19 protein-coding genes and 1 pseudogene are annotated in these 20,404 nt (G+C 63.6%); 13 read left to right on the top strand and 7 right to left on the bottom strand.

All coding sequences use genetic code 11. From position 1 onward, the window contains the following. Positions 1–111: 111 nt before the first annotated feature. The 3 genes from H143_RS0101445 to H143_RS22315 all read left to right on the top strand — a co-directional run bounded on the left by H143_RS0101445 (position 112) and on the right by H143_RS22315 (position 3,383). Entirely contained in the window at positions 112–1,461 is a 1,350-nt protein-coding gene (locus H143_RS0101445) for a replication-associated recombination protein A (RefSeq protein ID WP_019936440.1), read from the top strand. 181 nt (positions 1,462–1,642) lie between these two features. Then, entirely contained in the window at positions 1,643–3,010 is a 1,368-nt protein-coding gene (gene serS, locus H143_RS0101440; RefSeq protein ID WP_019936439.1) for a serine--tRNA ligase, read from the top strand. Between the two features lie 214 nt (positions 3,011–3,224). After that, positions 3,225–3,383, top strand: coding sequence for a hypothetical protein (locus H143_RS22315; RefSeq protein ID WP_019936438.1), 159 nt, complete (start codon positions 3,225–3,227; stop codon positions 3,381–3,383). Positions 3,384–3,484: 101 nt separating this feature from the next. Here the strand turns inward: H143_RS22315 and H143_RS0101430 are convergent, their stop codons facing one another. Next, entirely contained in the window at positions 3,485–3,760 is a 276-nt protein-coding gene (locus tag H143_RS0101430; RefSeq protein WP_019936437.1) for a hypothetical protein, read from the bottom strand. Between H143_RS0101430 and H143_RS22310 the strand changes: the two genes are divergently transcribed. Together H143_RS22310 and H143_RS0101425 are read left to right on the top strand one after the other, a co-directional pair. Continuing rightward, positions 3,759–3,980 carry a hypothetical protein gene (locus H143_RS22310; RefSeq protein WP_155803288.1) on the top strand — a complete coding sequence of 74 codons (222 nt, stop codon included), beginning with the start codon at positions 3,759–3,761 and terminating at the stop codon, positions 3,978–3,980. The genes H143_RS0101430 and H143_RS22310 overlap by 2 nt on opposite strands. Positions 3,981–3,997: 17 nt before the next feature. After that, positions 3,998–4,597 (top strand): nitroreductase family protein, encoded by a 600-nt coding sequence (locus H143_RS0101425; RefSeq protein WP_019936436.1) that lies wholly within the window; start codon positions 3,998–4,000, stop codon positions 4,595–4,597. A 6-nt stretch (positions 4,598–4,603) separates the two neighbouring features. Here the strand turns inward: H143_RS0101425 and H143_RS0101420 are convergent, their stop codons facing one another. Continuing rightward, positions 4,604–4,984, bottom strand: a complete 381-nt coding sequence (locus tag H143_RS0101420; RefSeq protein ID WP_019936435.1) for a hypothetical protein — start codon at positions 4,982–4,984, stop codon at positions 4,604–4,606. Between the two features lie 20 nt (positions 4,985–5,004). Continuing rightward, positions 5,005–7,233 (bottom strand): FUSC family membrane protein, encoded by a 2,229-nt coding sequence (locus H143_RS0101415; RefSeq protein ID WP_026349619.1) that lies wholly within the window; start codon positions 7,231–7,233, stop codon positions 5,005–5,007. 130 nt (positions 7,234–7,363) lie between these two features. Between H143_RS0101415 and cpaB the strand changes: the two genes are divergently transcribed. From cpaB to H143_RS0101395, 3 genes and pseudogenes are all read left to right on the top strand, one after another. Beyond that, positions 7,364–8,584, top strand: coding sequence for a Flp pilus assembly protein CpaB (gene cpaB / locus H143_RS21505; RefSeq protein WP_019936433.1), 1,221 nt, complete (start codon positions 7,364–7,366; stop codon positions 8,582–8,584). A 34-nt stretch (positions 8,585–8,618) separates the two neighbouring features. After that, a pseudogene (locus H143_RS0101400) lies at positions 8,619–9,743 on the top strand (PAS domain S-box protein); the annotation flags it as partial. Beyond that, on the top strand, positions 9,740–10,387 hold the full coding sequence (locus H143_RS0101395; protein WP_019936431.1) for a response regulator transcription factor: 648 nt from the start codon (positions 9,740–9,742) through the stop codon (positions 10,385–10,387). The pseudogene H143_RS0101400 and the gene H143_RS0101395, both read left to right, overlap by 4 nt. A gap of 1 nt (position 10,388) precedes the next feature. On the opposite strand, the gene H143_RS21500 is transcribed toward H143_RS0101395, so the two are convergent. After that, the gene (locus H143_RS21500) at positions 10,389–10,736 is read right to left on the bottom strand and encodes a hypothetical protein (protein ID WP_155803286.1); all 348 of its coding nucleotides are present in this window, start codon (positions 10,734–10,736) and stop codon (positions 10,389–10,391) included. A gap of 257 nt (positions 10,737–10,993) precedes the next feature. Between H143_RS21500 and H143_RS0101385 the strand changes: the two genes are divergently transcribed. Next, positions 10,994–11,779, top strand: a complete 786-nt coding sequence (locus H143_RS0101385; RefSeq protein WP_081626984.1) for a helix-turn-helix domain-containing protein — start codon at positions 10,994–10,996, stop codon at positions 11,777–11,779. Positions 11,780–11,964: 185 nt separating this feature from the next. Here the strand turns inward: H143_RS0101385 and H143_RS22765 are convergent, their stop codons facing one another. Both H143_RS22765 and H143_RS22760 read right to left on the bottom strand, forming a co-directional pair. Next, positions 11,965–12,159, bottom strand: a complete 195-nt coding sequence (locus tag H143_RS22765; protein WP_369751158.1) for an aconitase X — start codon at positions 12,157–12,159, stop codon at positions 11,965–11,967. A gap of 29 nt (positions 12,160–12,188) precedes the next feature. Further along, a complete protein-coding gene (locus H143_RS22760; RefSeq protein WP_019936428.1) occupies positions 12,189–12,353 on the bottom strand; it encodes a hypothetical protein in 165 nt (54 codons plus the stop codon). 334 nt (positions 12,354–12,687) lie between these two features. Here H143_RS22760 and H143_RS0101375 point away from each other — a divergent pair, with 334 nt between their 5' ends. Continuing rightward, positions 12,688–13,662 carry a tripartite tricarboxylate transporter substrate binding protein gene (locus tag H143_RS0101375; protein WP_019936427.1) on the top strand — a complete coding sequence of 325 codons (975 nt, stop codon included), beginning with the start codon at positions 12,688–12,690 and terminating at the stop codon, positions 13,660–13,662. An 11-nt stretch (positions 13,663–13,673) separates the two neighbouring features. Here the strand turns inward: H143_RS0101375 and H143_RS0101370 are convergent, their stop codons facing one another. Continuing rightward, positions 13,674–14,603 (bottom strand): LysR substrate-binding domain-containing protein, encoded by a 930-nt coding sequence (locus H143_RS0101370; RefSeq protein ID WP_019936426.1) that lies wholly within the window; start codon positions 14,601–14,603, stop codon positions 13,674–13,676. A 196-nt stretch (positions 14,604–14,799) separates the two neighbouring features. Here H143_RS0101370 and H143_RS0101365 point away from each other — a divergent pair, with 196 nt between their 5' ends. The 3 genes from H143_RS0101365 (at position 14,800) to H143_RS0101355 (ending at position 20,391) form a co-directional block, all read left to right on the top strand. Continuing rightward, positions 14,800–16,629 (top strand): CocE/NonD family hydrolase, encoded by a 1,830-nt coding sequence (locus tag H143_RS0101365; RefSeq protein WP_019936425.1) that lies wholly within the window; start codon positions 14,800–14,802, stop codon positions 16,627–16,629. A gap of 470 nt (positions 16,630–17,099) precedes the next feature. Further along, entirely contained in the window at positions 17,100–18,998 is a 1,899-nt protein-coding gene (locus H143_RS0101360; protein ID WP_019936424.1) for an ATP-binding protein, read from the top strand. A 28-nt stretch (positions 18,999–19,026) separates the two neighbouring features. Continuing rightward, positions 19,027–20,391 (top strand): sigma-54 dependent transcriptional regulator, encoded by a 1,365-nt coding sequence (locus H143_RS0101355; protein ID WP_019936423.1) that lies wholly within the window; start codon positions 19,027–19,029, stop codon positions 20,389–20,391. Positions 20,392–20,404 lie beyond the last annotated feature (13 nt).

The following is a 20,404-nucleotide window of genomic DNA, read 5'->3' as shown; positions in this document are numbered from 1 at the left end:
TTTTCATGAAATAAATTTACAAAACGAACTGGTATTTTCCCTAGGAACCCATCATTCTGGGCATCGTGCGATGGGGGGAATGGGCCGGCGGCGCCATGCTCTAATCCATCCATGAGCAGTCCCGATCTCTTCGCCGACGACCCTGCGCACCGCCCCTACGTGCCCCTGGCCGAGCGGCTGCGTCCGCACACCCTGGCCGACGTGGTGGGGCAGTCGCACCTGCTCGGACCGGACAAGCCCCTGCGCGTGGCCTTCGCCTCGGGTCGGCCGCACTCCATGATTTTCTGGGGGCCGCCGGGCGTGGGCAAGACCACGCTGGCGCGGCTCATGGCCGATGGTTTCGATGCGCAATTCATCGCCATCTCGGCCGTGCTCGGTGGGGTCAAGGACATACGCGACGCGGTCACGACGGCGCAGATCGCCCAAGGGCAGGGCCGCCGCACCATTCTTTTCGTCGACGAGGTGCACCGTTTCAACAAGGCCCAGCAGGACGCCTTCCTGCCCTATGTCGAAAGCGGTCTCTTCACTTTCATCGGCGCCACCACCGAGAACCCTTCGTTCGAGGTCAACTCCGCATTGCTCTCGCGCGCTCGCGTCTACGTCCTGCACGCGCTCTCGGCCGAAGAACTCACACAGCTCTTAGCCCGCGCGGCGGCCGCCATGAACGAAGGCCGCGGCGGGCCGGGCCAGCCGCCGCAGGTGCAGTTCACGGACGATGCGCGCGAGCAACTGGCCGCCTGGGCCGACGGCGATGCGCGCCGCCTGATCAGCGCCGTCGAGGTGGTGGCCGAATCGGCGTTGACCGCCGGCCGAGAAGTCGTCGATGCCGCCTGGCTGGAAAACGCGCTGTCGCAAAACCTGCGCCGCTTCGACAAGGGCGGCGAGGCCTTCTACGACCAGATCAGCGCGCTGCATAAATCCGTGCGCGGCTCCGATCCGGACGCCGCCCTGTACTGGTTCTGCCGCATGATCGACGGGGGCGCCGACGCGCGCTACCTTGCCCGCCGCATCGTCCGCATGGCCTGGGAAGACATAGGCCTGGCCGATCCGCGCGCCATGCAGGTCGTCAACGACGCCGCGGCCACCTATGAACGCCTGGGTTCTCCCGAAGGAGAACTCGCCCTGGGCCAGGCCGTTATCTACCTGGCCTGCGCCGCCAAATCCAACGCGGGCTACAACGCCTACAACGCCGCCAAGAAATTTGCCGCCGAGCACGGCAGCGCGCCCGTGCCGCTGCACCTGCGCAATGCGCCCACCAAGCTCATGAAAGAGCTCGGTTACGGCCACGCCTATCGCTACGCCCACGACGAACCGCACGGCTATGCCGCCGGAGAACACTACTTTCCCGAGGGCCTGGAGACGACCTTCTATCGCCCGACCGACCGCGGCCTGGAGGCTAAAATCCAGCAGAAGCTCGAATTTTTGAAAGATCTGGACCGCCAGTACAAGAAAAAGTCATGAGCAGCGATCGCACTCGTTCAATGGCCGTTAATTGAACTCAAGTGCGAGGCCAGGACCCGTAGCGATCCGAAGCGCAGCCGCTACCAGCGGCGAGCATCGGAATCGCGCAGGACAGCCTCGGCGCCTCAAGAACTCAATTGCCGCACGCAAAAGACCCCTCATCTAGGCCATTCCTAAACAAATGCTAGACATCAACCTGCTCCGCAAAGACCTGCCCACCGTCGTCGAACGCCTCAAGGCCCGAAAGATCGACTTCGACACCGAGCGCTTTAACGCCCTCGAATCGCACCGCAAGGCCGTGCAGACCGAAACCGAAACCCTGCAGGCCCGTCGCAACGCGCTGGCCAAGCAGATCGGCATGCTCAAGTCCAAGGGTGAAGACGCCTGCGCTGTCATGGCCGAATCCCAGGGCATCCCCGCGCGCCTGAAGGAACTCGAAGACGACCTGGCCGCCGTGCAGCAGCAATTGAACGACATGCTCATGTCCATCCCCAACCTGCCGCATGACAGCGTGCCGGTGGGCAAGGACAGCGACGAGAACATCGAGGTGCGCCGCTGGATTCCGGGCGACCCCAGTACCCATGCGCGAGCCGACGGCAACCCCGCCGGCCTGGGCTTCGCGCCCCGCGACCATGTCGCCCTCGGCGAACCCCTGGGCCTGGACTTCGACTTGGCTGCCCGGCTCTCGGGCGCACGTTTTTCTTTCATGCGCGGCCCCATTGCCCGCCTGCACCGCGCCCTGGCGCAGTTCATGCTGGACCTGCAGACCACCGAGCACGGCTATACCGAGTGCTACACCCCCTACATCGTCAACGGCTCGACCCTGTACGGCACGGGCCAGTTGCCCAAGTTCAAGGACGACATGTTCGCTGTCGTCAAGGGGGGCGAGGACGACAGCCCGATAACGGACGGGCAGGGCAAGCCCGCAGGCGCCGTCGCCCGCGAAGATCAATACCTGATCTCCACCTCCGAGATCACACTGACCAGCGCCGTGCGCGAAACCATCGTGCCGGCCGGCGGCCTGCCCATCCGCTTGACGGCCCATACGCCATGTTTTCGGTCCGAGGCCGGCAGCGGCGGGCGCGACACGCGCGGCATGATCCGCCAGCACCAGTTCGACAAGGTTGAGATGGTGCAAATCGTCGAGCCTGACAAGTCTTATGAAGCGCTGGAGCAGATGACCGGCCACGCTGAAGCGGTGCTGCAGCGCCTGGGACTGCCGTATCGCGTCATGTTGCTGTGCACGGGCGATATGGGCTTCGGCTCGGCCAAGACCTACGACCTCGAGGTCTGGCTGCCGGCGCAGGACACCTGGCGCGAGATTTCGTCCGTGTCCAACTGCGAGGCCTTCCAGGCCCGCCGCATGCAGGCGCGCGTGCGCAACGCCCAGAACAAGACCGAGTTTGTCCACACGCTTAACGGTTCCGGCCTGGCCGTGGGCCGCGCCCTGGTGGCGGTGCTGGAAAATTACCAGCAGGCCGACGGCAGCGTGGTGGTGCCCGACGTCCTGCGCCCCTACATGGGCGGAATCGAAGTCATCAAGCCTTGACGGGCTGGCGCCGCGCTTGGCGCCTCCGGCCTTGAAAAACCGGAATTCGGGCCTGATTCGGTTTCTCTTTCGTCATGTTTCTGTCGTCTGGCCCGATTATCCTTGCAGGCATACCATGGGCTTGTTGCCCGGCAGGTGCCCGGCGGTTCGACGAGCCGCCGCGTGGCTGATCCGGGCGCACCTATGGGTTATATGTTTTGACAAGGAGTCCGATGTGTCCACACGTCCGCACAACGGCTGGTGGCAGGCGTCCAACAACGTCCCGCGCCGCTGGCTCGATCAACTCAAGGCAAATCCGTCCGCCGACGGCAAGTTGGCAACTCAGTCAATTCCGCGCTTGCGCGTGCTGCAAGGACGGCTGCAGCAGGTCTGACCGCAAATTCCGCACACGGCCGGTAAAAAACAAGGCACACCTGAGAGGCAGGCGTGCCTTGTTTCTTTGAGGCGAGGTATATCCGGCCGCAAGCGGCCGGATCAATGATGCCAACGGCCGTGGTCGTCGTCGTCGTGGTGATAGCGGCCGCGGTAGTGCGGACCGTAGTAATACGTTGGGTAGTAATAGGGATAGGCCACGCGCGGCGCGGCATAGACCGGCGCGGGCGCGTAGACCGGCGCGGGCGCCACATAGACGGGCTCGGGTGCGACGATGGCCGGAAAGCCGAAGTTGATTCCCACGTTTACCCAGGCCATGGCCGAACTGCAGGCCAGCGCCGCTGCGGTGCCCGAGATTGCCAGGACATACTTCTTCATGTTTTACCTGCCTGCTGCCGGGGCAGCAAAAGTTGAGAATTTTCTGGCCGAAATTGTGATCCCGGCTCGCGGCCATGAGCGTATTGCCTGGTGTGCAATGGCGACAATTTGTTCAAGCCCGCTTGCGCCTCAAGCCTTGGGTCCATCCGCGCAATCCGCCGCACACGTGGGCATGCGCGATACACTTGGCTTCGCTTTTTGCAGAGATTTTTGCAAATAACCTTACAGGATTCAGACATGACCGCAGCCAATTCCCGCACCGCCGATCACGCCATCTCGGACATCTTTCTCAACCGCTGGTCGCCCCGCGCGTTCACCGGCGAGGAGATCTCCGCCCAGACGCTGGCCACTATCATGGAGGCGGCCCGCTGGGCGCCCTCGGGCTACAACTTCCAGCCCTGGCGCTTCATCTACGCGCGCAAGGGCACGGCGCACTGGGAGAGCCTGCTGGGCATGCTCAACCCGTTCAACCAGAGCTGGGCCAACTCGGCTTCGGCCTTGATCATCGTCCTGTCGAAGATGGCGGAGATCGCACCCGGCAAGGACACCGAATCGACGAATCGTTCGCACAGTTTCGACGCGGGCGCGGCCTGGGGCTATATGGCGCTGCAGGCTTCTTTGCTGGGCTGGCAGGCGCACGGCATGGCCGGCATCGAGCACGAAAAGATCCGGGCGCAGTTGCAGGTGCCGCCGGGCTACCATATCGAAGCCGGCGTGGCGATCGGCCGACAGGGCGACAAGTCCACGCTGCCCGAGGCCCTTCAGGCCCGCGAAATGCCCAGCGGCCGCCGTTCCCTGGCGGAAATTTCCGCCGAGGGCGTGTTCTCCTTCAAGTGATCCGGCTCACTGCTTGACTTTGACCAGTTGCCAGCCGTGTGCCCGCATGCACTGGTTGGTGGCCTGGTCGCGATTGTCCTGATTGACATCGACCGTGCCCATGGCGGGCGGCATGAAGTAGCCCGGCTCGCTCCAGCATCCGTAGGGGCCGCAGCGCACGAAGCCCGGCGCGAAGTAGCCGGGCGCCACTTGCTGCACCGCGAGCATGGGCGGGTAGGCATGGGCCGCAGCCATATTGCAGGCATAGATGGCCTGGTTGTAGTCGTCCTGCGTGGCGTCGGGCTTGTACCACTCATAGTGGGCGCAACCGCCCAGGCCCAACGCCAGCAGCGCGCCTGCCGCCAGCCGGATGCCTGAGTGAAAAGACGAAAAACGTAAGATTTTCATAAGCGCAGCCTATATTCGGATCAACCCGCCGCCTGCGCCGCCAGGTCGGGCGGCATGTCCTGCAGGGCGGCCAGTTCGTGGCGTATCGTGTCGCTGGCGCGCAGCATCTGCTTGACCGGATAGGCCAGGCTTAGCAGGTCGCCTTCGGCCTCATAGGACGGGGGCGGTTCGGCGGGGGCGGGAACGCCGCTCTCGAGCTGGCGCACCATGTATTGCAGCGACTGCTCCAGGGCCGGCGGCGTTTCGGCACGGCCGGCCAGCAGCGGAATGACTGCCGTGGTCTGCAGGGCCAGCACGTGATTCTGGATCAGCAGGTGATTCAGCTCCGGCACGTGTACCTGATGTGAACGCGGCTCCTGCATCATGCGATAGAAGGCCTCGGTGAAATTGCTGAAGGCATTGTGCACCTTTGTGCGCGCGAGGCGCCAGGCCAGGTCGGCATCCGATACCGCAGCCGTCAGCGTCTTCCTGCTTTCGCCGTCGGCCGGGCCGGCATAGTCCGCCTGCGCGGCGTGCACGTAGCGCAGGCCCGCGCGCAGGTAGTCGCGATTGGCGCGGACGGTCTCCAGCGCCAGCGGCTGCATCGAGCGCGATTCCCACCAGGGCAGCACGTAGCTGCACACCAGCGACAGGGCGCTGCCCAGCAGGGTATCCAGGGCGCGCTGGCTGATCACCTCCAGCGACACGGTTTCCGGCGAAAGGAAATGATAGGCCAGCACGACATACAGCGTTGTAAAGAGCGAACTGGCCATGTAGTTCAGCTGCGCCAGGCTGTTGCTCAGCGCACAGGCGATCAGCATGACGGCGAAGATCTCGGGCGTCTTGGCCGTGATCAGCAGCACCACCGGGGCCAGCAGGCAGCCAATCAGCGTGCCGGTCAGCCGGGAAAAATTGCGTTGGCGCGTCAACGCGAAGCCCGGCTTCATGATGATGATGATGGTGAGCACGACCCAGTAGCTGTGGGCGGCGAAATGCCGGTACGGTACCCAGCCGGCGGTCAGGGTCATGCCCAGCGCGGCGGCCAGGCTGATGCGTACGGCGTAGCGGCAGTGGGGCGAGTCCAGCCTGAGGTTGCTGGTGATCATGCGCAGATTGGGGCGCTGACGCGTCATGAACTTGGTCAGCGTCTTGTCGATGCGCAGCGCGTCGGTGGGTTGCGCGTCGGGCGCCTTCAAAGTGTGGGCCGCGATGCGGTCCAGGATGCGCGCCGCGTTGCGCAGGCGGCGCAGCACCAGCACCATCAGGCTGATCGCCTCGGGTTCGGGCGGACCGTCCTTGCGCTGACGCAGTTTCTCGATCTCGTACTCGATGGCGAGCAGCTCGGCCTTGGTGCTGCTGCGGTATTGCGTGGCGTGGTTGCGCGACACGTCCAGCGCGATGCGGTCGAGTTCGATCGACATCTTCCGCAGGGCATCACGCATGAAAATCAGCGCGTCCTGGCCGGCCAGGGCGCGGCGCAGCAGTGCATAGTCGGTGTACGTGGCCAGCAGCGTATCCCGCAGCTGCAGCATGTCGACGAAGATGTTCCATATCATGATCTTGTCGGCGTTGCGGTGGCCCTTGCCCTTGGGCAGGGCGCGCAGCACGTTGTCGCGCGCGGACTGATGCTTTTCGGACATGGCCGACTGGCTGCGTATCAGCAGCCGGTAGACTTCGTCCAGATCGGTCGTCTCATCGTAGAAACGCGAGCGTACGGCGACATAGTCGGCGGTGGCGAAAAGCGCCGCCGCGAGCGTTTGGCGTTCGGCATACAGCATCATCATGCGGCTTGTGAGCATGCTGAAGCACAAGTAGAACAGCGCGCCGGCCAGTGTGGCCAGGGTATTGGTGAGCACCAGCGCGGGCGGCAGCGGCGTATGCATGGTGAGCGTCATCAGCAGCAGCCCGCCGAAGGCCAGCAGGCTGCCGCGCCGGCCGAACACCGTGAACATGGACAGGAAGAAGCACTGCGCGATCACGGCCAGCCACAGCAGCACGGGGTACGTCGAAACCAGCCCGGTCAGGGCGACCGAGGCGGTGCAGATGACCGCCCCGGCCAGCATCTCGCCGGGCAGGTGGCGCTGCGGGCCGCCGGGCTGGTCGATGATGGCCAGGCACAGCGCGCCCAGGGTGGCGACCAGCCCCAGCGCAAAATGGCCGGAAAAGGCACCCAGGACAACCGGCAGCAGCATGCCCACGGCTTGCCGGATGCCGCCGAAAAAGTAGTGGCCGTAAAGAAAGCGCCGCAGATAGGGGATGTTCAGGTGCATGGCCATTCCGTCGAATGGCGCAAGTATATTTTCCCGCCCCCGGAAAGTCCTAAATCAATGAACGGCGCAGGCGTGGAACAAAGTCCCGAGTTGAGGTTATGATTTGTAACCTTCTTATAAGCGAGTCGGCATGAGCCGCGTCATTCTGTACATCATTCTAGGGCTGCTCGTCCTGCTCATAGGCTGTGTGGGCTACCTCGATTACATGTCGAGCAACAAGCCTCCAACCGTGGCCGAACTGCTTGCCGCCGAGAAAAAGGCACCACAGCGTCCGCTGGTGCCCGTCGTCGTGGCCGCCAAACCGATTGCCGCGGGCAGCCGCATCGTCCCCGACGCGCTGACAATCGAGCAATGGCCCGTGCGTCCGGCCGATTCGCGCGACAACTTCGAAGGTCTGCTGGGCCGCCGCGTGCGCCAGGACATCGCCGCCGGCCAGCCGATCACCGACGGACAACTGGCCCAGGGTTTGTCCACTTATCTCAGGCCGGGTACGCGCGCAGTGACGATGGCCCTGAGCATGATTGCCAACGGCTCCTCGCCGGCGGTCCAGCCGGGCGACATGGTCGATCTGTACGTGGTGCAGCCGGGCGCGGACGGCGTTCCCGCCACGGCCAGCCTGTTGCAGGACAGGGTGCGGGTGCTGGCCTATGCCGGCCAGTCCCTGGACGGCCCGGATGCGGGCCTGGCGCAAAGCGCTGTGCTGGCCATGCCGGCCGACAAGGTCGATGCCTTGCTGCAGTCCGAAGGGGTGGGCCGCATCGCCTTGGCGGTCAGCCGGGCGCAGGATGAGACGCCCGCGCCTGCCACCGCCGCACCGGTGCCTGCAACGCCGCAGCAACCCCAGGCTGCGGCGCCCCAGCCCCAGCCCCAGCCCGCCGCGGTGCGGCCGGCCCGGCATGTTTCCGCACCCCAAGCCGCGGCCAAGCAAATCCAGCCGGCGGGCGAGCAGACCCGCTCGGTGGCCGAGCAGGCCCAGGCCGTGGCCAGGCAGGCCCAGGTGGTGGCCAATCAGGCGCAGGTCGTGGCCAAGCAAGCCCAGTCCGTGGTCGAGTCGCATTCCGCGGCAGCCAAGCCCGCCGCGGCCAAGCGCACGGAACGCGAATCCCGCCGCCGCGATCACGACCGGGAGCGCGCCCACCGCCGCGAGCCGGTCAGGTCCCGGCAGGCCGCCGCAAAGGCGAGGTCGACCCCTGTCCCGGCATCGGCATCGGCGCCGGCCGCCGCGCCGGTGCCCGCGCCCAGGCAACAGCCTCCCGCGTTCGCGCGTCCGTCCGCCGCGCAGGGCGTGCAGGGTGTTCCCTTGCTGCGCGCGCCGCTGATCCAGAGCTACGACACGCCTGCGGCGCGATGAGGAGGACCAGCCTTTGAGGCCCAGTGGGGAACGCCTGAGCGAAGCAAGGATGACGGGCATCATCCGCTCGGCGATGGAAGCCATCATCACCGTCGACGAAGCGCAGACGGTGCTCATGTTCAATCCCGCTGCCGAGACCGTGTTCGGCGTCCCTGCGGCACAGGCTATAGGTTCACCGCTCGGCCGCTTTATACCCGAGCGCTTTCGCTCGGCCCATGCGCGCTACATCGATCAGTTCGGGGCGACCGGCGTGACCGAGCGCCAGATGGGGCGCCAGCTGCGTGTGTTGTACGGTCTGCGCCAGAACGGCGAAGAATTTCCCATCGAGGCCTCGATCTCGCAGACCCATGATGGCGACGGCAAGCTCTACACCGTCATGCTGCGCGACATCACCGAGCGGCTGCGGGCCGAGCATCTGCTCAGGCAGTCGCGCGAGGAGCTGCGGGAGCTTTCGGCGAACCTGCAAAACGTGCGCGAAGTCGAAAAGACCCGGATCGCGCGCGAGCTGCACGACGACCTCGGCCAGTTGCTCACGGCGCTGAAGATCGATCTGTTTTCGTTGGATCAGGCGCTGGACGAGTCGGGCGGCGTGCGCTCGCCCGATGTCGCCGATCGCGTGGCCTCCATGCGCTCGCTGATCGACATGACCGTGGCTTCCGTGCGCCGCATCGCAGCAGATCTGCGTCCGGTGATGCTCGACGACCTGGGCCTGCTGCCCGCCATCGAATGGCTGGCGAACGACTTCACGCAGCGCTACGGCATTTGCGTCGATCATTGTGTCCAAACCGGGGGCGCCGAATTTTCGGGCGAGGCGGCCACGGCGCTTTTCCGCATCGTGCAGGAGGCGTTGACGAACGTGGCGCGCCATGCGCAGGCTACGCATGTCGTACTGACGCTGGCCGTGGACGAAAAGAACTGCCTGCTGCGTGTGGCGGACGACGGCCTGGGCGCATCCGAAACCGCGCAATCGTCGCCCGGCGCCGAGGGTCTGGCGGGCGTGCCGCCGGCGCGGGACAAATCCTTCGGCCTGATCGGCATACGCGAGCGCGCACACATGCTGGGCGGCACGGTCGCAATCGAAACCGCGCCGGGCAAGGGCTTTACGCTGACCGTCGCGCTGCCGCTGTCCGGTCTGCGGCCCCAGGAGGCATCCTCATGATCCGTGTCCTGCTTGCCGATGACCATACCGTGGTGCGCGACGGTCTGCGCCATGTGCTCGAACGCGCGGGCGGTTTCGAAATAGGCGGCGAGGCCTGGGACGGCATGACCACGATCACGCTCGTGCGCTCCACGCCCGCGCAGGTGCTCGTGCTCGATCTTTCGATGCCGGGCCGCAACGGTCTCGAACTGATCCCCCAGATCAAGCAGGAGCAGCCGGCACTGCGCGTGCTGGTGCTGACCATGCATGCGGAGCAGCAATACGCGGTGCGCGCATTCAAGGCGGGGGCTTCGGGTTATCTCACCAAGGAAAGTGCCGGCACGGAACTCGTCACTGCCGTGACCAAGGTGGCCTCCGGCGGCGTCTATGTCAGCACGACGATGGCCGAGCGTTTCGCGCAGAGCCTGAACGAACCCGCGGACGCGCTGCCCCACCAGCGGCTTTCAGACCGGGAGTTCGATGTTTTTCGCCGCCTTGCCGGCGGAAAGACCCTTTCCGAGATTGCGCAGGCCTTGTGCGTGAGCGTCAAGACCGTGAGCACCTACAAGAGCCGCATACTCGAAAAAATGCAGATGCCGCACGAGGCCGCCCTGGTGCGTTACGCCATGCGGCACGGCCTGGTCGGCGACGACGAGGAACTCTGATTCATTGTTTTTCCGTGGCGTGCCGCGGCCTGGCGTCACGGTAGACGGCCCGGCCCATCCGTGCCGCCAGATCCCGCTCGGCCGCCTCGAACACCGCGATCAGAGCCACACCCAGGTCGGCGCCTTCGCATCGATGCACGCTGTCAAACTCGTGCCGGGCGCAAAACAGTTCGAGCCGCGCGCCATACCCGGGTGCCTGTCCCGACGTGGGCAGCAATTGCACCACCAACCGGCATTCGGACAGCATGGCATTGAAGCGGCCCAGACGCAGCAATTGCACGCCTGCCTGCGCCTCGATCGCGGCCAAGCCGGGAAGGCCGACATACACGATCTGCATCCCGAGTCCCATTGCTGCCGTCTCCGCTGCTACTTCATCTTTGCCAGGGAACAAGAATGCCTTGCTTGAACCGGGGTCGATTGACCCACATCAAGCATCGTGTAGGTCAGGCCCCGGTATTTGCCCGCGCGCGCTGTTTGAAACGCGCCCGCGTAGGCCGATTCCTACACGGCTTCCCTGTTCCCTACGCCAGTTTCCATCTAGGCTGATTTAATTCCGACCGGGCGCGGGCAATACTGGCACCGTGAATTTCTCACGGGACTGGCGCCATGAACACCTTAGATTCTTCCCCTGTGTCGACCGCGCGGTCCGCCGCCGCACAGCGCGTCCACATGATGCAAGCGGTCGCCTGCGAGGATGCGCCCAAGCTCGCGCAGGCGCGCTGCTCCAGCTGTTCGCTGCGGGGGGTGTGCCTGCCGGCCGATCTTACGCCGGCCGAACTGGAGCGTATCGATGCCCTGGTCTGCACCACACGGCCGGTGCGGCGCGGCGAAGCGCTCTTTCGCGCGCACGACGAATTCCAGTCCCTGTATGCCGTGCGCACTGGGTCGTTCAAGACCAGCATCATGCATCGCGACGGGTACGAGCAGGTCACCGGGTTCCACATCCCGGGCGATCCACTCGGTCTGGACGGAATTTCCTGCGGATATCAAAGTTGCGAGGCGGTCGCGCTGGAGGACAGCACGGTATGCGTCATTCCGTTCGGCCAGCTGGAAACGGTCTGCGGCGAAAGCCGCCGCATGCAGCGCCATCTCTATCACCTGATGAGCGCCGAGATCGTGCGCGAATCGGGGCTCATGATGCTGCTGGGCAAGATGACGGCCGAACAGCGGCTCGCCTCTTTTCTGCTTGATCTGGCAGCGCGTTTTCGCCTGCGCGGCTATTCCGGCGCGAAGTTCAACCTCAAGATGAGCCGCGATGAAATCGGCGGATTTCTCGGCATCAAACTCGAGACGGTCAGCCGCATGTTCTCCCGATTCCAACGCGAAGGGTTCGTCCAGACCCAGGGCAGGCAGATCCAGATCCTGGATGCGGAAAAACTGGCGCAGGTGTGACCGCCTGGGCCGCTTTGAGCGTCGGTCCAGATAAATCCGTGCCTGCCCGCACAGCCCGGCGGCAACGATCGCGTCTATCGAAATGATCAGGTCACGCTCCCTGCTTGCATGCCGACCGGGCCGGTGCCCTCGCGGATCAGCCAGCACGCTGCTGCGCAAGCTCGAGCTCGAGGCGTGGGCCGTGATCATGATCTTGCTGGCCAACGCCTTTTTTCCTGGACGTGCAGGCTCCGCGCACGGTGCCCGCTGGTATTGGGCGCGGCCAGATCGAGAAAGTCGCCGTAGCGGCGGGTTCGGCGCCCCGGTACAGAATTGGCGAAGGCGATAGTCTTGGATTCGGTCCTGACGATCTGGTCGTCCTTGGCCCGCCGGTTCTTCAGCTGATAGGGGCGCAGGGGAGGCCGGATTCTCAGCCCAGCAGCAGATGTGCCGGCATGGGCCGCTGCGCGGCGCCGCGGTCGCCGCGATAAAGCTCGGGGTGGATCAGGTCGAGCGAGCCTAGGTTCACGGTAGTAGGTTCCGCGGCCTGGGTCCGGGCATTGACGGAAAGTTCGACCAAATCCACGTCGGCCAACTTGGCCTTGTCACGCTCGCTTCACTGCCGCGTCCGGTGCTCCCTCCAGGGTTTTGCGGTCTTCTAGCGCAGCTCCAATTTCGAAATGAGAATACATGCCCTGATCGTGCTGCGTCATGACGAGGTTTACAAATGGAAGGTGTCGATCTAGGTCGCGGCACAGGTGAGGGCGGATGGGGATAGATCAGAGCATGGTTGACTCTGTTGTAGAAGGGCTAGCGTTTTTTCCTATACAGGAATAGATACGTCATATTTGTCGCGGACAAGACCGTTCCCTAAGATGACTGGACCTGATTGTCGTCAGGCAATAACAGTATCCACTAGAGGGGAACGCATGTTTGCGCGAATTTTCATTTTGGCCGTTTGTGCTGCCGCCATCTCGTTGACTGCGCCGGCATTAGCGCAGGAGGGCTTCCCGAAATATCCAATACATCTGATCGTGCCGCAGTCGGCCGGTTCCGGCGGTGATCTGGTAGCGCGCTTGATCAGCGAGAAGATGGGATCGGTGCTGGGTCAACCTGTGGTGGTCGAAAACCGGCCTGGCGCGAATGGCGTCATTGCCGCGTCATTTGTGGCCAAATCCGCGCCCGATGGTTATACGCTGATGATGGCTGGCGTCTCACAGATGAGTTTCAACCCTTACCTATATTTGAACTTGCCCTATGACCCGAAAAAAGATTTCACCTATGTATCGCCTGTGATAGACACGCCTTTTATTCTTGTGGCAAGCAAGGCAAGCGGCATTACTTCCATTCATAAGTTGATTGCCGCTGCCAAGGCCAAACCTGGTGCTTTGACTTTCTCCAGCGCCGGAACGGGTAACTCTACGCACCTCGCCACTGAAATGGTGGCTGATGCCGCCGGCATCAAGCTCACGCACATTCCATTCAAAGGTTCGGGCCCGGCCCTGAACGCTGTGCTGGGCGGCCAGGTCGATCTCATGACCAGTGTGTTGGGCTCCGCGCTGCCCCAGGTGACCTCCGGCGGCGTCGTGCCACTGGCCGTTTTGTCCGATCACCGTGTTGCCGAATTGCCTAATGTGCCTACGCTCAAGGAAACGGGACTTGACGCACCGTCCATGCCTGGTTGGTTCGCAATTGTCGGCCCGGCTGGTATGCCTACCGGCGTGGTGGACCGCTTGAACGCGGCGACGCAGGCGGCGCTCAAAGACCCGACTATCCATGCGCACCTGAAGGCCTTGTATTTCATGCCTTTTACCGGATCCGCCGACGAGATGCGCCAACGCGCTGAGAAGGACTCGGAGTTCTGGGGGGCCTTTGTGCATCGCCTGGGCCTGCACGCGGAATAACCGGATCGGATTCAACCGTTGATTAGCGTGACTCCCTGCCACCGGCCCGCGCTGACCATGTCTTGTACTAAAGCGACGGTCAATGTTCGGACCGCCAGGCAGGCCAGGCTTTGTTGCGCCGAGGATGATAAGCACACTGAGGCTCGTCGCGTGAGTTTTCGATCCGAGATAGGGATGCCTTCGATATTGCCTTTTTCCGCAACTGACATGCTTAGCACGGATGCCGGTAATATGGTCCAGCCACGCCCGGTGCGCACGAGCGCAAGCAATATCGAGACAGCGCTCGTTTCGGCTATCAGGTTGAACGCCAGGCCTGCGTCACTGAAGGCCCGTTCCGCCAGCAGGCGGATCGAATTCGGAAAGCTGGGTAGCACTAGCGGCAAGGCGGCAACCTCGGCTAGGGTGATAGAGGTGCCACTGCCGGAGGGCGGCCCCACCAGCAGCAGGTACTCGTCCAGCAGCGGCTCGACTTGCATGCGGGTCGGCTGCTGCGTTACATCCATGGCAATGGTCAAGTCTAGCCGCTGGCGTGCCACGGACTCGGCTAGGTCGGCGTTACTGCCTTCGACCAGCTCCAGCACGACTTCCGGGAACTCGCGAGCTACCGCCTCGATCAGTGGTACGGCCAGCACGCGTGAGGTACTGGTCGGCAGGCCGAAACTGACGTGTCCTGAAGGCGTGTTGCGGCCATGCTTGACGGCGGCGCGGGCCTCGTCTAGTTGCCGGAGCACCATTTTTGCGTGGTGGTACAGCAGATCACCGGATTTCGTGGTGCGCACACCGCCGGGGCCACGTATCAGCAAAGGGGTGTCGAGCTCGCTTTCAAGATTGGCGACGTGCTGGCTGAGCGAGGGTTGTGCAATGTGCAGCGACTCGGCCGCTACCGTGAAGCTTTCCAGTTCGACGATACGGGTGAAGTATTTCAGCTGGCGCAGGTCCATAGGCATTCCCGATTCTATTGTGACTAAGCGCCACCTCTTGTATGGCGGAGATAACGACGACTGACTCTGTATTCATTTCAGTCTACCCAGAGTCAAAAATCCAGCCCTCTTGAATAGGAAATTCCTATATCGGTATAGGTGTCGCGGCTTATCGATGTTTTGTATTCTTAATCAACTTTTCTCTTGTTGAGTTCCGATGATTTCCGATCTTTCTGCTGCCTGGCATCTCACTCCGCAGCAATATGCAACGACACGTCCGGCTCGCTACAGCGTCCCTATTCCCCTGTCGCGCTACTTGACGATGCGCGACGGATGTCGCCTCGCTATCGATGTTTACCTGCCATCGCCCTTGGACGGTGTGCCCGCCACGACATTTCCCGCCATTACGCTGTTCACGCCGTATTACCGCCGTTTCAAGATGGAGCCAGGGGCTACCGGCGAATGCGCGCCCAATACCGCAAAGCTGCGTGACTACCTGGTGCCGCGTGGCTACGCCGTGGTGGTGATCGATGTGCGTGGCACGGGCGCAAGTTTCGGCACGCGCGACAGCTTTCGTTCGCCCAAGGAGCGTGAGGACAGCCGCGAAGTGGTCGACTGGATCGTGGCGCAGCCCTGGTCGGACGGCACGGTCGGAGCCACGGGAATCTCCTACCTGGGCGCGGCGTCAGACTTTCTGGCCAGTACGGCTCACCCCGCGGTGCGCGCCATCGCGCCGCTGTTCTCCGTATGGGACACCTATGCCGACAACTATTTTCCAGGCGGCTTGCAACTGAAGGCCCTCACTCAGAGCTATGACGATCTGATGGTGGCCCTGGACCACGACCAGCGCCACATGTTGCCGCGTTTTGTCTACTACGCGAACCCGGGCTTTGCCGGCCCGCAGCCGGTCGACGAGGATCCCGACGGCAACCTGCTGGAGCAGGCGGTGCGCGAACATTTGAGCAATTTCCGCCAGACCGATTTCATGCCGGAATTCCGTTTCCGCGAAGATCCGCTTCCCTACGACGAAACCTTCAGTTCCGCCTCGTTCAGCCCCTATAGCCTGGCGCAGTCCATTCCCCAAGACGTGGCGGTGCTGTCAGTCTCAGGCTGGCTGGACGGCGGCGGTTACATGAACGGCGCAATCTCGCGCTATCTGACGCTATCGGACAATCCCCGCCACCTGATGATCGGCCCTTGGGATCACGGCGCGCGCATCGATGTCTCGCCCTGGCGCAAGCAGGAAATGGCCGAGCCGGTCTGGCTGGACGAAGTGCTGCGCTTCTTTGACCACTATCTGTTGAAGCTGCCCACCGGCCTGGATCAGGAAGCGCCGATCCACTATTACGCCTTGCACGCCGAGCAATGGCGCAGTGCGCAGCAGTGGCCTGCACTGCCCGCAAAGCAAGACACAGTGCTGTTCCTCGCCCCGAGTGCCACGTTGGCCGCCGCCGCCCCCGCCAAGCCGACCAGTGTGGATTATCAAGTCGACTTCACCCTGGGAACAGGACACGGAACGCGCTATGAGCGCATCGCGGCGATTAACAGCACTGAATATTATCCAGATTGGCAGGGCCGTACGGACTGTATGCTGAGTTTCACCACCGGAGCGCTGACCGATGCCATGGAATTGGCCGGTCACGCGGTGCTGGAGCTCTGGCTGCGTAGCAGTGAACGCGATGGCGCGCTGTTTGCCTACCTGACCGAGATCGAGGCGAATGGCCGGGAACGTTACGTAACCGAGGGGCTGCTGCGACTGCTGCATCGCAAGGAATCGCCGTGCCCGACGGGCTACCTTACCACTTGGCCTTTCCATAGCTGCCGCAAGGAGGATGCGGTTCCGCTTGCGCCAGGAGAACCGGCCTTTGTCCGCCTGGCGCTGCTGCCCACTGCCTGGCGCTTTTCGGCTGGCAGCCGCATTCGCCTGTCTATATCCGGCGCGGATAAGGATCACTGCGGACAGGTGCCCCACGGCCGGCCACCCAAGTTGACAGTGCTCATTGGGCCGGGCCAGGCATCGAGGTTGCTTTTGCCGCTGTGTATTTAGAATTTCCAATCAAAAAACAGCCAAAATCGGATTGAACCGATGAAATCCGATTTGCGGGTTGCTTGAGGGGCGCTACATCCTTCACCTAAAAAATAAGAGGAACGGCAAAGGGCGAAGGGCGAAGGGCGAAGGGCGATTTTCGACTGAAATTTACGTGGACAGACTTTTTTTGGACGAACTTTATTTTTTGCCTGACTCCGAGCCTGTTTCCGGGAATCCGGATGGCGTCTGCCCCATTTTCTGAAAATCCGGAAACGCGTGTCATGCCGAAGACGAAAAATCTTTCCGAATCAACAAATTAGCAAGCTCTGTCCGCTGGCATCGTTCTTGCAATGAATTAGGCATGGTCGGCAAAATGCCGCGTCGCCGCGAAGCGGTTGCGGCCTGCCTTCCGGTTGGCCGGGCATTGCCCCGCCTGCGCCCAGGTGCGGCACAGGCGTGTGCCACAATCGGGCAATCCTGATCGGCGCATGGAAAGCTGCCTTGTGACGCGCTATCTACCCATTCTCTATGTTTTGGCCGCCGGGCTCGTCGCGGTCTGCGTGCTGACTTGGACGCTCGCCTGGGCCAGGAGCGTCGATACGCTGCGCCGCGATGCCGCGGTGCGCGGCGACCGTACGACGGCCGCCCTCAAAAGCGTGCTGGAGCGCTACGAGTCCTTGCCCTACATCGTCGGCGTCAATCCGCTCGTGCAGAACGTGCTCGCCAATCCGATGCCGGCACGGATCGACAAGGTCAATCGCTATCTCGAGGACGTCAACCGCCACGCGCACGCCACCGCCACGTATATCACCGACGCCAAGGGCAATTGCATCGCGGCCAGCAATTGGCACGACGCCGATAGTTTCGTGGGTGCGCAGTTTCGCTTCCGGCCTTATGTCGTGGACGCGGTCAAGGGCCGGGTGGGCCGTTTCTTCGGCATAGGCACCATCTCTCACGAACCGGGCTATTTTCTATCGCAACCGGTCCGCCTCAAGGGCAAGATCGTCGGCGTAGCCATCGTCAAACTGGATCTCGAATGGTTTCCGGGCACTGAGTCGACCGAGCCGCTGCTCGTTACCGACAATCACGGCGTGATTTTTCTCTCGTCCGTCCCGGCCTGGAAATACCACACGGTGCATCCGCTGTCCAAGGACGTCGTCGAGTCGATCGAAAGCACGAGGCAATACGTGCACCAGAGCCTGCCGCAGCTGTCCGAGCATGTCGAGCGCGTGCTCAAAGGCAGCGTCGATGTCGTGCGTATCGGCGGGCATATCGGCGCGCCGAGTTATCTGGAAACGCGCCGCGCGCTCGGCGTACCCGACTGGCACATCGTGACGCTCTCGCCGATGGATTCCGTGACCGCCGCGGCGCGCAGCGCCACGGTCATGGCGGTATTCGGCTATATCTCGCTGTGCCTGCTGGGTTTTTACTGGCGGCAGCGGCGCGAGCGCGAGAAGGAAATGATAAAGAGCCGGGAAATGCTGCAGCAGGCCTACGCGATGCTCAACCAGCGGGTCGCGGAACGCACGGCCGATCTCTCGCAGGCCAACGAGAATCTGCGGCGCGAGGTGGCCGAACGCGCGCGCGCCCAAGCCAAGCTGCGCGCTGCCCAGGACGAGCTGGTGCAGGCCAGCAAGCTCGTGGCGCTCGGCCAGATGGCGGCGGGTATCACGCACGAGCTGAACCAGCCGCTCGCCGCCTTGCGCAGCTTCTCGGACAACACCCGTGTATTCCTGGATCGCGGCCAGTACGCGGCAGCGAACGAAAATCTGGAGACGATAGGCGCGCTCACCGAGCGCATGGGCAAGATCGTCAACCAGCTCAAGCTGTTCGTGGCTCGGCCCAGGCCGCGCGGCTTGCGTGCTCCGGTGGCGCCAGCGCTGCGCAATGCGCTGGCGTTGCTGGGCCAGCGCCTGGCCTGCGTGCGCCTGGCGCTCACCCTCACCGATAGCACGGACAATATCGATGTTGTAGCCGCCTTCGACCGGCATAGCGACTATCCTGGGCTGCTGGCGCAGTGCGACGACCTTAGGATCGAGCAGGTGCTGATCAACTTGATCGGCAATGCGCTGGATGCCGTGGCTGGCGTGGCCGATCCGCGCATCGAGATCGACATCCAGATCCGATTCGCGACAATTGTGATCCGGGTGCGCGACAATGGCCCCGGTATCCCAGACGGCGTCATGCCGCGCATCTTCGAGCCGTTCTTCACCACCAAGGAAATGGGACAGGGGCTGGGGCTCGGCCTGGCGATCTCCTCATCGATCGCACGCGATTGCGGCGGTTCGCTCGCCGCGCAGAATGCACCCGGAGGCGGCGCGCTCTTCGTGCTGATGCTGCGCCGCGCTCAGGCGGCCTCGACAAACGCGCCGGTCATCGGCGCCTGAACCCCACGAGCCAGGACGACAGACGACTATGGTGATTCAACAGACCGGCGCAGTGCTCTATGTCGAGGACGACGAACTGGTGCGCCGCGCGGGCATGCAAAGCCTGCAGCTGGCCGGCTTCGAGACGGCGGGCTTTGCCTCGGCCGAAGCCGCGCTGGTGCAGATTGGTCCGGATTTTGCCGGCGTCGTCGTGAGCGATATCCGCCTGCCTGGCGCGAGCGGGCTCGATCTGCTTGCCCAATGCCACGAGCGCGCGCCAGGCGTGCCTGTGATCCTCGTCACCGGGCATGGCGATATTTCGATGGCCGTGCAGGCGATGCGCGACGGTGCCTACGATTTCATCGAGAAGCCGTTCTCCGCCGAAAGCCTGGTCGAGACCGTACGGCGCGCGCTGGAGAGGCGCAGGCTCGAACTCGAAAACCTCGCGCTGCGCCGAGAACTGGCCGGACACAATTCGCTTGCCTCGCGCATCATTGGCCGCAGTCCCGCAATAGAACAGGTGCGCAGCCTGATCGCCAACGTCGCGCCCATCGACGCATCGATCCTGATCAGCGGCGACACCGGCGCGGGCAAGGAGCTGGTCGCGCGCAGCCTGCACGAGCTTTCTCCCCGGCGCGACAAGCCCTTTGTCGCGGTCAACTGCGGGGCCATGCCCGAGTCCATGTTCGAATCGGAGATGTTCGGCTACGAACAAGGCGCTTTCACGGGCGCGGCCAAGCGCCGGATCGGCAAGCTCGAACATGCCTCGGGCGGCACGCTATTCCTGGACGAAATCGAGAGCATGCCGCTTGCGCTGCAGGTCAAGCTGCTGCGTGTGCTGCAGGAGGGCGTGCTCGAGCGCCTGGGGGCCAATCAGCCGGTGCGGGTCGATTTGCGGGTGGTGGCGGCAGCCAAGGGCGATATGAACGAACACGTCGCAGCCGGCACCTTCCGGCGCGATCTGCTGTACCGGCTCAATGTGGTGACCATCTCGCTGCCGCCGCTGGTCGAGCGCCGCGAGGACATTGTGCCGCTTTTCGAGCATTTCGTGCTCGATGCGGCGGTGCGTTATCAGCGCCCCGCGCCGCTGCTTACCGAGCGCGACCGCATGCGCCTGACCCAGCGCGACTGGCCGGGCAATGTGCGCGAGCTGCGCAACGCCGCCGATCGCCACGTGCTTGGAATCCCCGACGATCTCGCGGCGATCGCCTGTGGCGGCGGTGCACCGCCGCCACAGGCGCTGAAAGACCGTGTGGAACTGTACGAGCGCGCGCTGATCGCGGATGCGCTCGCGCACGCTGGCGGCGCGGTTGCGCAGGCCGCCGAGCAATTGAAAATGGCGAAGGCGACGCTCTATGAAAAGATCCGCCGCCATGGGCTGGTCGTGCGGGGCGAGCAGGACGGGCGCGGCTGACGGCGGCGCCGTG

The organism is Bordetella sp. FB-8, assembly GCF_000382185.1.
Lineage (GTDB): Bacteria > Pseudomonadota > Gammaproteobacteria > Burkholderiales > Burkholderiaceae_B > Bordetella.
Note: the sequence above shows the minus strand (reverse complement) of the source record. Positions and strands in the feature narration are given on the sequence as shown.